Genomic DNA, 14,225 nt, shown 5'->3' on the forward strand with positions numbered 1-14,225 from the left:
GGCATCCGCACCGTGAGCGCGCCGGGGTCGGCACGCAGGGAGACGGCGCGCACCGGGCCGAACTCGTCGCCGTCGATCTCGAACTCCTGCGGGTGCTCGAGCACGATCCTGATCCGTGAACCCCGAAGCGTCGTCATCACCCGTTCGTTGCTCGACTCGCTCTGGGCGATGATCCTGCGCCCGACCGCGGAGCGGCGCAGCACGCCGTTCTCCCACGTCACCCTGCGCCAGATGGTCAGCCAGCCGAGGACGCCCTTGGGCTGCAGCACGGCGATGTCGAGAATCCCGTCGTCCACCTGGGCATCGGGCAGGAACTGGATGTTGCCCGGCAGGACCCCGCAGTTCGCGACCAGGATCGTGCTCACGTGCGCCGGCCGGTCGGTGCGACCCTCGAGGCTATAACGGATGCGGAATGGCTTCGACTTCGGGATCACCCGCATGCCGGCATCGACATACGCGAGCCAGCCGACCTGTTTCTTGAGATCGGCGCTCGTGTTGGCGATCATCTGGGCATCGAGCCCGAGGCCGGCCATCACCAGGAAGACGTGTTCGGCTTTCTCACCCTCGGTGTCGGTGAGCACTGCGACGCCGAGGTCGATCGCCCGGTCCACGCCGCCGAACGCGATCTCCACCGCCGCATCGAGGCTCGCGAGCGGCAGCGCCAGGTTTCGGGCCAACAGGTTCCCCGTGCCGGCCGGCACGATCGCGAGGGCAACGCCCGTGTCGCGCAGGGCCTCGGCGACCGCGCGCACGGTGCCGTCCCCTCCCGCCGCGAGCACCACGGATGCCCCTTGTTCGATCGCCGTCCGGGTCGCCCGCTGACCGGCATCCGTCTCGGTCGTCGACAGCCACACCGTGCCCGACCACCCGGCGGCGGACTCGGCCGCTGCGACGCTCGCGCGGAGCTTGACCACGTCAACCTTGATCGGGTTGTACACGACGGCCGCTCGACGGCCGCTCGGAGTCTCACCGGGAGTATTCACGGGGTAAGGCTAGCAAGGCGCTCCGGCGGGCGCTTGTAGACTGGCACGGTGATTGATCCTGTACTGCTGCGAGAGAATCCCGATCTGATCAAGCGTTCGCAGAAGGCGCGGGGCGCTTCGGTCGAAGCTGTCGACGCCGCGCTCGCCGCGGACACGGCCAGGCGTACCTCGATCAAGGCCTACGAAGACCTGCGCGCCGCCCAGAACCAGTTCGGCAAGCAGGTCGCGAGCGCGCCCCCCGCCGAGAAGAAGGCCCTCGTCGCCGAGGCCCAGGCTCTCGCCGCCCGGGTCAAGGCCGCTGCGGCGACCGCGACGGATGCCGAGGCGGACTTCACCGGGATCGTCCGCACCCTCGCCAATCCCATCATCGACGGCGTCCCGGCCGGAGGCGAGGAGAACTTCACCACGCTCCGCACCCACGGCGAGATCCCCACCTTCGACTTCGAGGCCCGCGATCACCTCGAGCTGGGCGAAATGCTCGGCGCGATCGACATGGCCCGCGGCGCGAAGGTGTCCGGAGCGCGCTTCTACTTCATGCGCGGCATCGGAGCCCGGCTCGAGATCGCCCTGATGAACATGGCCCTCGACCGCGCGCTCCAGGCCGGGTTCATCCCCCTGATCACGCCCACGCTCGTCCGCCCGGAGATCATGGACGGCACCGGCTTCCTCGGCGAGCACGCCGACGAGATCTACTACCTTCCCGCAGACGACCTCTACCTCACCGGCACGAGCGAGGTTGCGCTCGCCGGGTACCACTCCGACGAGATCCTCGACCTGAATGATGGCCCGCTGCGCTACGCCGGCTGGTCCACCTGTTACCGCCGCGAGGCCGGCTCCGGCGGCAAGGACACTCGCGGCATCATCCGGGTGCACCAGTTCAACAAGCTCGAGATGTTCACCTACGTCCTCCCCGAGAACGCCGAGGCAGAGCACGACCGCCTCGTCGCCCTGCAGGAGGGCATGCTGCAGTCCCTCGGTCTCAGCTACCGCGTGATCGACGTCGCAGCGGGCGACCTCGGGTCGAGCGCGGCCCGCAAATTCGACATCGAGGCGTGGGTGCCCACCCAGAACGCCTACCGCGAGCTGACCAGCACGAGCAACTGCACCACGTACCAGGCCCGACGTCTGGACATCCGCTATCGCACCGAATCGGGCAAGACCGCGCCGGTCGCCACCCTCAACGGCACCCTCGCGACCACGCGTTGGATCGTCGCGATTCTCGAGACGCACCAGCGAGCGGATGGCTCGGTGCTCGTCCCCGAGGCGCTGCGGCCCTGGCTCGGCGGCCTCGAAGTCCTCGAGCCGATCCGATGACCGCGACCGTCTCGCCCTGGCTCGTCGCCCTCGACATCGACGGAACCACCGTGCACGAAGACGGTTCGATCAGCCCCGCCGTGCTCGAAGAGGTACAGCGGCTCACCCGCTCCGGGCACGAGATCATGCTCGCAACCGGTCGTTCGACGGCGGCCACCCTGCCGGTGCTCGAGCGCCTCGACATCACGCCCCGCTACGTGGTCTGCTCGAATGGCGCGATCACCCTGCGCCGGGATCTGACCGCGCCGACCGGGTATCGCCGCGAATGGGTCGAGACCTTCGACCCGAGCGAGGTGCTGCTCTCGATCCGCTCGCACCTCGGTGACGCACGCTACGCCGTCGAAGACGAGCACGGCTTCTACCGGTACACCGAGCCCTTCCCGGATGCCACTATCGGCCTCGACAGTGAACACGTCGAGTTCGACGAGCTGCTCCGCCACGAGGCCACCCGCGTCGTCGTTATCTCGCCTGACCACGAGATGGAAGACTTCCTGCAGGTCGTCGAGCAGATGGGCCTCAACCGGGTGAGCTACTCGATCGGCTGGACCGCGTGGCTCGACATCGCGCCCGACGGCGTCAATAAGGCCACCGCAATGGAGCGGGTCCGAGCCGAGCTGGACATCCCCCGTGCCCGGGTGATGGCCGTCGGTGACGGACGCAACGACATCGAGATGCTCGAGTGGGCCGGGCTCGAGGGCCGCGGCGTTGCCATGGGCCAGTCCCCCCATGAGGTGCTCGCGGCGGCCGGGGAGATCACGGGAGCCGTGCTCGACGACGGCCTCGCCACGGTTCTCGCGTCGCTCTGACGCCGCTCCGGCACCCCTCCGAACCGCCTCGCTGCGGGCGTCCCAGCCTGCTGGCAGGGTGAGGAAGGCGCGATCGGCTAGAATCGGTCGGTATTCGTGTGTTGTCGACCGGGCGTTCTTCGCCGGACCGGGCCGCGAACGGGAGGGCTGTCCGAGCGGCCGATGGAGCCAGTCTTGAAAACTGGTGGACAGAAATGTCTCGTGGGTTCGAATCCCACGCCCTCCGCACGAACCCGTTACCCGGCCGGCACCACAGAAGGGATCTGAGTGAGCGACCAACCGAGACTCCGTTCCGCACGATCCCACAAGCTCAGCACCATCGCGCGGCACGGCCGGTTGAAGCACTCGAACCCGGTCGTCACCGTCGTCAAGTTCCTCGCAGCGGCCATGGCCGTCGTGCTCGTCAGCGGCGTCTCCGTCGCCGCGATCGCCACCCTCGACGTCGCATCGAGCGCGCAGCCCGGTGTGCACCTCGCCAACGAGACGAACGGCCCCGTCCCGCAGATCGGCGCCATCACAGGCGGCGTCAACCTCCTCATCGTCGGCAGTGACAGCCGCAAGGGCCAGGACCCGTCGTTCGGCCCGGAGGACTCCACCGGCGACCTCAACGACGTCACCATGCTCCTGCACATCTCGCAGGACCACACCAACGCCTCCGTGATCAGCTTCCCGCGCGACATGTTCGTGCCGATCCCGGCCTGCCCCGACCCGAGCGGCGGCACGTTCAATTCGATGAGCCGCCAGAAGATCAACACCACGCTCACGTACGGCGGGCTCGCCTGCACGGTGCTCACCGTGGAGAAGCTCACCGGCCTGACCATCCCCTTCGCGGCCGAGGTCCAGTTCAGCGGCGTGATGGCCATGTCCACCGCTGTCGGCGGCGTACCGGTCTGTGTCGCCGAGGAGATCCAGGACGAGTACACCGGCACCTTCCTCAAGCCCGGCATGCACACCCTCGAGGGTGTTGCGGCCCTGCAGTTCCTCCGTACCCGCCACGGTGTGGGCGACGGCAGCGACCTCACCCGGATCAACAACCAGCAGGTCTTCATGTCGGCCCTGGTGCGCACCATCAAGAGCGCGAGCACGCTGTCGGACCCGCTCAAGGTGTATTCGCTCGCGAAGGCCGTGACCGCCAACATGAAGCTCTCCGATAGCCTCAACAACGTCTCCGTGATCGCGTCGATCGCGGTCGCGCTCAAGGACATCGACCTGAACCAGGTCGTCTTCGTGCAGGTGCCCACCGGCGGCACGACCGGCGGAGTGCTCCCGCTCCAGCCCGACTTCAAGGAACTCTTCACCGCGGTCGCGGCCGACAAGGCCCTCAAGCTCGGCGGCACAACGGGGCGCGGCGCGACGCTCGACCCGAGCGCGACCGCGACTCCGACGCCCGCCGCGACGACGGATGCTTCCGCGACGCCCGATCCCACGGCATCCGCCGGTGCCACCCCGATCCCCACCCCGACGGACGCCACGACCCTGTCGGAGTCGGCGACCGGCCAGACCGCCGGGGAGCTGACCTGCTCCGTCGGCCGCACCCTCAACAACCAGTAGGCGCGGGCCTTCGGGCACCCGTGCAAACGGATGCCGCCGGTACGGTTATGATTACACTCGTGTGTTTGCTCGGTGAATTCTGCGCAGGCGCCAAGGAGACGTCGCATAGTACGGCTTAGTGCACCACCCTGCTAAGGTGGAGTACCCTTCACGGGGTACCGTGGGTTCAAATCCCACCGTCTCCGCACGTGTCTTCCCCCTACATCCCAGTGTTTTCAAGGGACGTGGGGGTTTTTTCTTGGGCAAAATCCTCCCGTGGCAACACTTTGGCAACACTTGAGAACGTGGCAGCCTGATTCAGGAGCGTTGCGCGGCGTCCAGATCGCCGCGACGGACGCCGGCAATGTCATCGATTGAGTCTGCATTAGCGAGTAACCCCGCGACCACAATGGTGACTTTCAACCTAGCCTTCGCACCAGAGGGGCAGGGAACGTCGACGAACGGTTCGCGACCGCGCCCAGACCTGTAGACGCTTCCAACAGAATCGCCGGAATAAGGGCGAGGGCAGGGCGGCTGCGCATCCGCCTGTATAAAGAAACGGCCGGGCATCCCCATATCAGGCCCGGTGGCGCGAGGGTCGGTTTAGGTCTGCACTTGCCGTGACACTGGGACTGTTCAGCTTCTGTTTACTCGTAGGTCTATGGGCGATGGCCTAGAGTCGGAAATATGCAAGGTAGTCGATCTTGCATATCGTGGCGGGGCGCCATATTTTGCATTTGATAACTGTTCGAAAAAGGCTGAGGCTAGTCGTTGGAATAGCGCTGGGAGGGTTGCTCGCGGTGGGGCCAGCTGTCGCCGTGACGGCCGCACCGGTCGTATCTGATACGGAGCAAATCCAGGCAGCAATCACGATGGCTGTCGATCAACGCAACGCTTTGTCGCTTGTGCCAACAAGCGCTCAAGCCAGGTCTCTGGACCCGTCAGCGCAGGCAAAACCTGCGCTGCAAACTTCAACTAGCTCGAGGGATCGCGCCAGGCTAGTTACTCAGCAGAAGTTGCTGGCCGACTATGGCGAAGCATTCACACACTTCGGTTCGACAATCCAAGTCACCTCGGAGAGAAGTTCTGGCGCAACGGTAGAAGTCGCATTCACGGAAACAACAGCGATGACGTGAACAACAGATCCTGATGGAAATGGCCGGCCGGATTACGGATACCGTTTGGAGCAGACGGCGAGCGTCAATCGCGTCGGTGAGACATGGGAAGTGTCCAACTTGTCCCACGCCGTATCAACTGACCTCCCAGCCACGGTCCCGCCGAGTGACGCCGTGGCAGCTGCACAATCGGACGGATCAGCTCGCAATGCTTTAACTGAGGCGTTTGCCACGAAGAGTTTCAGCCAGAGCGAAAACCAGGCGGAGAGTCCCCAATTGACACGGCTAAAGGGCGCGGCCCAGGCGAATCCTGCTCCCTTTGCCGCATTGAGCACGTCGGACAGATCTGCGATCGTCGCCTACGCATACAAATGGGCGATGGCGCGAAATCCAGACTTCAAAGCGTTGGATGACGATTGCACCAGCTTCGCCTCACAAGCTCTGTTCGCCGGAGGATGGCAGCAAGAAATCGGATGGCCCACCGATCAGGGCGCTTGGTTCGGTGGCACTCTCTTGATGGCAAATGCGTGGAGCCGTGCCCAGTCTTTGTTCGATTTCGGCTATCAGGTTACAGGTCGATTCCACTACGCCCAAGACGCGCCGTCCGCTGGCGATATCACTTTTTGGATCTGGAGGAAGGGTGACGGCACGTATAACTACACCTTCGATCACACCTCAATCGTGACCTTCACGGATTCCACAGGGCAGCCGTACTACACCCAGCACACCAACGATCACGTCAACAAATCGCTGACACTGATGCTCGCTGACGAACCAGGAGCAATCTATTCGAACTGGGGAGTCTAGGTATCGGACATAGTCTTCGACAGGCCAGGGCTCTCGCGTATTCCGCGGGAGGCCTGGTCTGTGCTGCATTCTTGGTCGCCCTTTCTGGTTGCACCTTCGCGGACCCCACATCTGTTCCGCCGTCAGGTGCCACAGGTCGAACCGAGGCGCAGGTACTCAGCGCCCTCCAGAGTCCGGACTCTTCGGCCCTCCGCGCACTCTTTCCAAGTCAAAGCAAAACTCAAATTGACGCGGCTTGGGACGTGTGTGCGCCAGCGGCATCGAATCCAAAACGGGCAGTCACCCTTAACACAGGAGATGACGACCCTAAATTCGCGACAATTACCATCGCCACGCCCGCTAACACGCCCGGATCTCCAGGATGTGTGCTTTCGCTCACCTGGCAAGACAATAGTGGAGCGCGCGGGTGGCAGATTAATGGCGGAGTGTTGTCCTTCCCAGCCAGTGCTGCACCCACTGGATAACTCAACTCGACCCTTCGCTTGTTGGCCGGGATTGGGTCGGCCAAGATTCGGTTCTGTTGCCGGCGATCTGGATGGGAGGTACGCTTTGCGAGCGTTAACGCAGCGAACGTTTCCCTCCTAAAGGCCAGTGTTTTCAAGGGATGTGGGGGTTCTTTCTTGGCCAAAATCCTCCCGTGGCAACACTTTGGCAGCACTTGAGAACGTGGCGGCCTGATCCAGGAGGGTGGCAACGGCGTCCAGGTCGGCATCGAAGAGGTCCGCGTAGATGTCTAGGGTCATCGCAGCGGAGGCGTGGCCGAGCATCCGCTGCACCGATTTCACGTTCGCGCCGACGCTCACGGCGAGACTCGCGGCCGTGTGCCGGAGGTCGTGGAGGGTCATCCGCGGTAGGCCCGCCCTGGTCAAGGCCGTCAGGAACCAGCTGCGGGTTCCCACACTCACCCGCGTGCGCTTGAGGTGCTGCCCGAACCGGTCCGAGAACACCAGGTCGGTCGGCTGCTTTTCTGCACAGGCGTCGGCCAGTCCCGGAGTCAGAAACTCGGGGAAGGGCACCGAGCGGCGCTTCGATGACTTCGGGGAACCGACTTCGATGCGCCCGCCGACTTCGACGGCGTTCCGGTTGATGTTGATTCTGCGTCGCGCAAGGTCGAGGTCTCGCACTTCGAGGCCGATTGCTTCGCCCCAGCGCAGGCCGCAGTACGCGAGCACCAGCACGAGGGTGGACCGATCGCCGGAGGCTCGCGCCAGAGCGGCCACCTGGTCGTGGCTCAAGTACCGGTGATCCTTCTGCACCTTCCGGGGCAGGTTCACGCCGCGCGCCGGATTCGAGCTGATCCGTCGATCCTTCACGGCAATATCCAACAGCGCCGCGAGGATCCCGTAGGCGCGCAGCACGGTCGTGGCTCCCTTGCGACCGGTCAGCTCGGTGACCCAGGCCTGGACCTCGCTGTGCCGGATGGTCCCCACGGCGCGCCCACCCCAGACGGGCTCGACGTGCAACCTCCACGCAGACTCGACCGGGCGGAGACTCGACGGCTTCAAGTGCGACTGATGGGTCAACCACTCAGCGCCAAGGACGCCCACGGTGGCACGCGCCGCGGTTGCGTCGATGAACTCGCCCGTCGCCTTCGACATCTCCACCGACGACAGGAACAGGGCCGCGTCGCGTTTGGACGTGAACCCGCGCTTCTGCCCCTGCACGTGGTCGGGCTTGCGATAGATCACCCGATAGCGTTTGCCCGCTGTCGTCGTGTACGCGTGAATGCTGCCCATGGCTCCATCTCGATGTCGTCGTCGGTCGGGATCGTGAGGTGGTGAGAATTCTTGACTCTGGAATTATCGCCTCAACGTCCGACGCCGACCGAGGGAGTGACCGATCGCATGGCGACCGCGTCAGCCGGCCCAGCCGTCGAGTTTCCACCCGGCCGAGGTCAGATATGAGGACAGTTGGTTGATGCGTCGGTTGGCTTCGTCCAGGCGTTCTTGCGTGGTGTTCCACGGCTGGCCGGCGCTGCCTTCGCCGACGGCCACGTTCACTGCGGTTTCGACCTGGAGGTTGCTGGTCAGTCGGTTGCGTTCGCGGATGAGCGCGTCCAGTTCGCGCATGGCTTGTAGCTGGGTGCGTTCGGAGCGTTCGTCGGTCGTGGTCCACCGGTAGGCGCCGTCGGTCTCGCCGGAGATCCAGGCGTCGAACTCGACGACGGTCATGGCGGCGAGGGCCGGGCTGAGGTTGGGCAGGTCGAGGGCGTCGAGGGGACGGCCGACGGGGGCGAGCAGGAACAGTGGGGAGACGCCGAGGGCGTGGGCGATGTTCAGCAGTTGGCTGACGGCGAGGTCGCTCTTCCGGCCGGCTTCGATGTTCTGCAGGATTGCCTCGGTGACGTTGTCGCCGGGGATCGTGTCGGCGAGCTCCTTTGTGGTGCGGATGCCGCGGTGTTTCCGGATGGCCTGGATGCGGTCGCCGATGCTCGTCTCAGTCCGAAAATCTGTCATATGGACAAGATACTACCCAAACACTTGTCAAACGCGAGAAGTCACCATATTGTGACCTCAACATTGGAACAACCGAAGGGTTGTCATCGAGACAGGATGATCATGGACGACGACTATATCCTCCCCGCCACCGTGGGTGAGATCACCGGAATGAAGACCGGCGCCCTCGCCCAGCTCCGCTACTTGGCTCGGGGTCCCCGGTTCTACAAACCCACACCCCGGACCGTGCTCTACAAGAGATCCGAAGTCCTCGCCTGGATCGAAGCCAGCGCCACCACCCGCACCTCAGAGCCTCCGATTCGGTACTGAGCCATCTCGTTACGCCCGCGGCACTTAATCGCCCACGGTGGCACGGGTGGGCGCCCGGGACCAGTGAGCGTCGTCAGCAGAGGAGTCGATCGATGCGCAGACCAGCGTGCACGGCGGACACGTCGCCTCACGTCCGCAGGGGTGGGTGAGGTCTTGTGGGCTTGTATGCGGCGAAGAACGCCGTCCTGGTCGCCGCCCAGCTGGGCCTGGGTCATGCGTCGACGCTGTTGCTGATCCATATGGCCTTGGAGTGCTGGGACGATGAGCGCAATCCGGGCGGTCAGCCGCCCCGACGCTATTTCGCTGGCCGGGAAGCGTCTGCTCTCGCCCTCGGGTTCCTCGCCCCGTCCAACGGGAGCGCCGCGGCCCACCAGGCCGTCAAACGCGCCGTGACGGAACTCACGAACACTGGAGCGATCACTCGGGTGCGGTCGGGCCGGAACGGGCGTGCAGCCGAGTTCGAACTGAACCTCAACAGTGCCAAGCCGCCGACGCCCGGCCGCCGGCTTCCGGAGTTCCGGGATCGGGTCGCGGATGTCTAGGGGGTCGCTCAGCGTCCCCCTCAGGGGTACGGTCCCCGTCCCCTTCAGGGGTACGAAAACTGACCCAGCAAGGGGACGCTCACCGTCCCCTTTAACAGTAAGGAACAGGAAGAACAAAACTGGAGCAGTACGCGCGCGCGAACCATGCCTGTGGATAACTCACCACCGAAACCCGCGCTGGACTAAGGGCGAGTTGAGTCGTTTGCTGTGACGATGGCCCGTCGTGCGTTGGGCCATCCGGTCCAGCCTCGAAGTTCGAATAGGTATTCGTTCCCCGATCGGATGGACTGACCGAGGGTTTCCGCTTCCTTTTCGCTGAGGACGCGTCCGCCGGTGACCTGCAGGAGCCCGCAGGTGGTGTCTACGTCGTAGACCACGCCGAGGAAGCCGGATTTTCCATAGGTGTCGTGGTGGGACGCTGCGTTCACGGTGCAGGTCGAAAAGGATGAGTCGTTCCACCAAATCCCGGCTGCCACTCCATAGGCCAGCATGAACGTCATCCCGATCGCAAGGATGACCAGACAGGTGAATGCGAGCCGTTTTACTCGGCGGTCGCGCGCAGTCACCGGGCGCGGAGTGAGGGGCGGAACGCTCGCCGTGAGGGGTGTCGAATTGAAACGTGCCTGGATCCGATCCGCTAGCGAATTTCGCTTCCCCATCTCCGCAGCATACCGGCGACCGTCGATGGGCTCACCGTGTCGCTCTGGCGCGTTCCGGCGATGACTGACAAGATTGCACCGCGCTGGGCAGGAGTCGCGATATTCCAACTCGAGGGGGACGCAGTGGCAGAACATGAACCGTGGTTTGGTCCGAAGCAACTGGGTGGCGGCTGGGGTCCGCACGCGTGGCAAGGGTGGCTAATCGTTGCTGTGTTCACGATCGCGGTGGTTGTGATTACGATCAGTGCGACGACGCAGACTGGCTAACAACGTGGCTCGGCCCGCTGGCAACAGGCGTTCAGTTTGGCCGGCCGAGGTGACCGACGACGAATCGCAATCGGGAGGGAAGCGAAGGGCATGCCGTATGTGATGCGTCGATGGTTTTGGTGGGCCGGTGTGCTCGCGCTTGGTGTCGTCCTTGTGGGTGGTCGGCTCGTATGGGCGGGCGCATCGGGTCCGCCACTCACCTGGGCAGACGTGCTTATCCCGGTCGCCGTCATCGGCGGCTTCACGGTCGCAGTGGTTGTGCTCTACGTGGTCCTCGTGAGAGTCATGGGAACCCGACGGCAAGACGCGGCCACTCTCGCTGCGATCCAGTCCAGCGAGCCCGACGCCGTGGTCGTCTACGTCGCCCAGACAGCGGTCTCGAGGAGGGCCCTCGAGGCTCTTGGTGGGAACGTCGTCTTCGAATGGGCTGCCGCTCTTGGCGTGACCTCATTGGGCATCAGTATTTGGCAGTCTTCGCGGGAGGGGAACAGTGTCCGACTCTTCGACCTCCGCTGGAGCGACGTCCGAGACGTGCGTCTGGTGATGACGGCGATCTTTGGCAGTACGACGCCGACCCTCCAGCTGTCGTTCGCCGCAGGAGGCGACCATCCTGTGGTCGTCCCGCTTATCGTCCGACGCGGATTCGGTTCAGTGATTGGGCTCGGGCATGGCCGGCACATAGAAACAATCGAAGCGAGAGTTCAGGGCCTGCGCGGCTCGACGGAGTAGGCATTCGCCGGGAGTACTCGTGCCAGCCACGGTGGCGGCGTTGTCAGGACGAGCGGGCCTTCAGGATGTCGCGGCGGCGTGCGCGCATTCGTCGGGTAGTCGTTTGCCCCGTCATCGAGAGCGAATAGGTAAACGACTGCCCGAGGGCACTCTTTCCCTGTCCCACCGCCTCCCCCTCGCTGCGCTCACTTCCCAACCCCCCACACTCAACGGCTTTGTGTGGGGGGTTGGGAAGTGAAGGGGAGGTGGTGGGACAGGGAAAGAGTCAGAGGTAGATGAAAGAAATATGAATGAAAGAAAAAGAAAAAAACAAAGAGAAAAAACAAGAAGAAAAACGATGAGGTACTGAGGTTCTAAGGGCGGGATGAGTTGATGGTGCAGGTGACAGAGCGTGATCTGGCGATGGTCGAGTGGCTGGGCGTTGTGCGTGTGGCGGAGGTCGATTCGATCCGGTGGGCACTGGGCGCGATGTCGGGTTCAGCGGAGCCGATCAGCACCAGGAAGGCGCAGCACTGGGTGATGCGGATGGTTCAGGCTGGACTCGTGGCCCGGGAGCGCCCGACGTTCCAGAGTGCGTCGTTCGTCTGGGCGACGCACGAGGCTGTCGGTAAGCAGCCGCCGAACCTGTTCCGGCAGACCACGAGGCACGAGGTCGCGGTCGCGGCGGTATCGGCCCGGTATCTCGCTCTCGGCTATACCTGGAAGCGCGACCGACGACCGGTCAGCCATCTCGACCACCAGGCCGACGGTGTCGCAACCTATGGCGACTGTGTGGAGCTTGTCGAAGTGGAGCTGACCGCGAAATCCTCACCGCGATACAGACTGATCTGCGAGAACCACTCGATGCGGCTCGCTCGTGACGGGATATCTCAGGTCGTCTACTTCTGCACGGCGGATGCCGACCGAGTCGTGACTATAGAGGCCGACAGATTCATCTTCCGCACAGAACGCCCGCGGCTTGTCTCAACGATCGCCTTCGACAAGCGGGGGCACTGGCTCGGCAGCGCACTCGACCCGCGCGCCACAATCGGACCGTCGGGTGCAGGACGGCGCAGGGGCGATGATGCGATCAACCGGAAGCTTGAGAAGACGACGTCCGCGACGTCTATGGCACAGTTTGGGACCGGCGTAGGGGTCGGTAATCGTACAGCGAGGGCAGGGGATACTTGACCTCGTGACCAACTCACTTCTGACATTCAACATCGTTGATGGACAGGTCGTGCTGGTCTTCAGCGCACTGAGTATCGCAGCGTTGATCTATCTCGTAGTGCGTCCCGAACCACGATCACTCGGCGGCCGGAGAGCGCTTCGACGACGTCCTACCGTCCGATGGGTGCGCACCGTTCTTGTGGCCGCTGGGCTCGGGGCCATCGCGGCGGTTATCACTCTGAGCATCACCGAACTCGGCCTCAACGTATTCGGAACACCATTGCAATCCGATACGCGGTACTGGGTAACCGGGGCCTTTGCCGCTCTAGGGGTCGCGATCGTGAACCTGTGGCGTTCACGAGGCTGGAGAAGAGTCATCGCCGCAACCACGATCCCTCTCTTTCTCGTGACGACGATGTTCGGTATCAACGCCGGGTATGGGCTCAACCCGACGTTGGCGTCACTGTTCAATATTGACGTCGGGCAACCGCTGACGGTGCCGCCTCAAACTGCCCCGACATCCCAGGTCCCGGCTGAGCTCGCGGCGCCGCTCTGGACGACATGGAAGGCGCCGGCCGGGATGCCCGCCAAAGGCCAGTACGGAACCGTGACGATTCCGAACAAGGCGTCGGGGTTCGCGGCGAGGCCGGCATATTCATACTTGCCGCCGGCGGCCCTTGTGCCCAACCCTCCGGCTTTGCCGATTTTGATCATGATGATGGGCCAGCCCGGTGGCCCCGACGGAAGTTCCCTGTTCGTCTCGACACTTGATTCCATGGCGGCTGCTAACGGCGGCTTGGCACCGATCGTGCTCACGATTGACCAGATAGGCAGTCCCGAGAAGAATCCTTTGTGCATAGACTCGCCCGCCGGGCGAGTGCACACGTATGTCATGAGCGACGTTCTCGACTACATTCAGGCCACCTTGCACGTAGCCGATGGGCGCCAGAGCTGGGCGATCGGAGGTTACTCCAACGGCGGCACATGCGCCCTATCCTTCGGGGCAAAACACCCGGACGTTTTCGGATCGCTGCTGGACATCTCAGGGGAGATCGAACCGTCGCTGGGCTCAGAGAGCGCGACCCTTCGCAATGGCTTTGCAGGAAATCAAGCCGCGTACGACGCCGAGAAACCGCTCAACATTATGAAAGCTCATCACTACACCGACGTGTATGCGATCTTCACATCTGGAGCGAAGGACCCGACCTACACCGCCGAGGCAACGACAGCCGAAGCAGCGGCAAAGACAGCCGGTATGACAACGGCCCGGCTAACCGGGCCCGGCGTCACGCACGCAGCAGACGCGGTCAAATTCGGATTCCCCGCAGGACTCACCTTGCTTTACCCACGATTCGGACTTGAGAAACCCTCCACGTGAACGCATCGTGACAGGCGATCACCATCTGCGTTCCCCATCGAGGACCCAGCCTCACGTCGCGGGCCCAAAGCTGGCCGAACTGGGTTGATCTTGGGCGGGCGTGGGTGACGGCGCTCAGCGAAATTCCCCAGTCCTGCTCATCGAAGCTCCCCAGGTCGCGGGGTTAGATTAGCGGAAGTTT

13 protein-coding genes and 2 tRNA genes are annotated in these 14,225 nt (G+C 63.9%); 11 read left to right on the forward strand and 4 right to left on the reverse strand.

Annotation, left to right across the window (positions count from 1 at the left end; all coding sequences use genetic code 11):
• On the reverse strand, window positions 1-983 hold a 983-nt coding region (locus tag QN357_RS12830), incomplete at its 3' end, for a diacylglycerol/lipid kinase family protein (protein ID WP_323504966.1).
• A 48-nt stretch (window positions 984-1,031) separates the two neighbouring features.
• Here QN357_RS12830 and serS point away from each other — a divergent pair.
• The 6 genes from serS to QN357_RS12860 all read left to right on the forward strand — a co-directional run bounded on the left by serS (window position 1,032) and on the right by QN357_RS12860 (window position 6,555).
• Window positions 1,032-2,297: a serine--tRNA ligase gene (serS, locus tag QN357_RS12835; RefSeq protein WP_134449152.1), complete on the forward strand. Its 1,266-nt coding sequence runs from the start codon at window positions 1,032-1,034 to the stop codon at window positions 2,295-2,297.
• Complete coding sequence (locus QN357_RS12840; protein WP_134449151.1) at window positions 2,294-3,103, forward strand: HAD family hydrolase; 810 nt, start codon at window positions 2,294-2,296, stop codon at window positions 3,101-3,103. The genes serS and QN357_RS12840 overlap by 4 nt, the downstream gene beginning before the upstream one ends.
• Window positions 3,104-3,244: 141 nt before the next feature.
• Window positions 3,245-3,329 (forward strand) — tRNA-Ser (locus QN357_RS12845).
• 41 nt (window positions 3,330-3,370) lie between these two features.
• Entirely contained in the window at window positions 3,371-4,654 is a 1,284-nt protein-coding gene (locus QN357_RS12850; RefSeq protein WP_241975523.1) for an LCP family protein, read from the forward strand.
• Between the two features lie 94 nt (window positions 4,655-4,748).
• Window positions 4,749-4,839 (forward strand) — tRNA-Ser (locus tag QN357_RS12855).
• A 1,083-nt stretch (window positions 4,840-5,922) separates the two neighbouring features.
• A complete protein-coding gene (locus QN357_RS12860) occupies window positions 5,923-6,555 on the forward strand; it encodes an amidase domain-containing protein (RefSeq protein WP_323504967.1) in 633 nt (210 codons plus the stop codon).
• Between the two features lie 581 nt (window positions 6,556-7,136).
• On the opposite strand, the gene QN357_RS12865 is transcribed toward QN357_RS12860, so the two are convergent.
• Both QN357_RS12865 and QN357_RS12870 read right to left on the reverse strand, forming a co-directional pair.
• Window positions 7,137-8,291, reverse strand: coding sequence for a tyrosine-type recombinase/integrase (locus QN357_RS12865; protein WP_323504968.1), 1,155 nt, complete (start codon window positions 8,289-8,291; stop codon window positions 7,137-7,139).
• Window positions 8,292-8,411: 120 nt separating this feature from the next.
• Window positions 8,412-9,011 (reverse strand): helix-turn-helix transcriptional regulator, encoded by a 600-nt coding sequence (locus QN357_RS12870; protein ID WP_323504969.1) that lies wholly within the window; start codon window positions 9,009-9,011, stop codon window positions 8,412-8,414.
• A 102-nt stretch (window positions 9,012-9,113) separates the two neighbouring features.
• Between QN357_RS12870 and QN357_RS12875 the strand changes: the two genes are divergently transcribed.
• Window positions 9,114-9,320, forward strand: coding sequence for a hypothetical protein (locus tag QN357_RS12875; RefSeq protein WP_323504970.1), 207 nt, complete (start codon window positions 9,114-9,116; stop codon window positions 9,318-9,320).
• A gap of 155 nt (window positions 9,321-9,475) precedes the next feature.
• Window positions 9,476-9,862: a hypothetical protein gene (locus tag QN357_RS12880; protein ID WP_323504971.1), complete on the forward strand. Its 387-nt coding sequence runs from the start codon at window positions 9,476-9,478 to the stop codon at window positions 9,860-9,862.
• Window positions 9,863-10,044: 182 nt separating this feature from the next.
• Here the strand turns inward: QN357_RS12880 and QN357_RS12885 are convergent, their stop codons facing one another.
• The gene (locus QN357_RS12885; RefSeq protein ID WP_323504972.1) at window positions 10,045-10,428 is read right to left on the reverse strand and encodes a hypothetical protein; all 384 of its coding nucleotides are present in this window, start codon (window positions 10,426-10,428) and stop codon (window positions 10,045-10,047) included.
• 450 nt (window positions 10,429-10,878) lie between these two features.
• On the opposite strand from QN357_RS12885, the gene QN357_RS12890 reads away from it, so the two are divergent.
• From QN357_RS12890 to QN357_RS12900, 3 genes are all read left to right on the forward strand, one after another.
• Window positions 10,879-11,517 (forward strand): hypothetical protein, encoded by a 639-nt coding sequence (locus QN357_RS12890; protein ID WP_323504973.1) that lies wholly within the window; start codon window positions 10,879-10,881, stop codon window positions 11,515-11,517.
• 372 nt (window positions 11,518-11,889) lie between these two features.
• The gene (locus tag QN357_RS12895; protein WP_323504974.1) at window positions 11,890-12,687 is read left to right on the forward strand and encodes a hypothetical protein; all 798 of its coding nucleotides are present in this window, start codon (window positions 11,890-11,892) and stop codon (window positions 12,685-12,687) included.
• Between the two features lie 4 nt (window positions 12,688-12,691).
• Window positions 12,692-14,044, forward strand: a complete 1,353-nt coding sequence (locus QN357_RS12900; RefSeq protein WP_323504975.1) for an alpha/beta hydrolase — start codon at window positions 12,692-12,694, stop codon at window positions 14,042-14,044.
• Window positions 14,045-14,225: the final 181 nt, after the last annotated feature.

Source organism: Cryobacterium sp. RTC2.1, from assembly GCF_035018685.1.
Lineage (GTDB): Bacteria > Actinomycetota > Actinomycetes > Actinomycetales > Microbacteriaceae > Cryobacterium > Cryobacterium glucosi.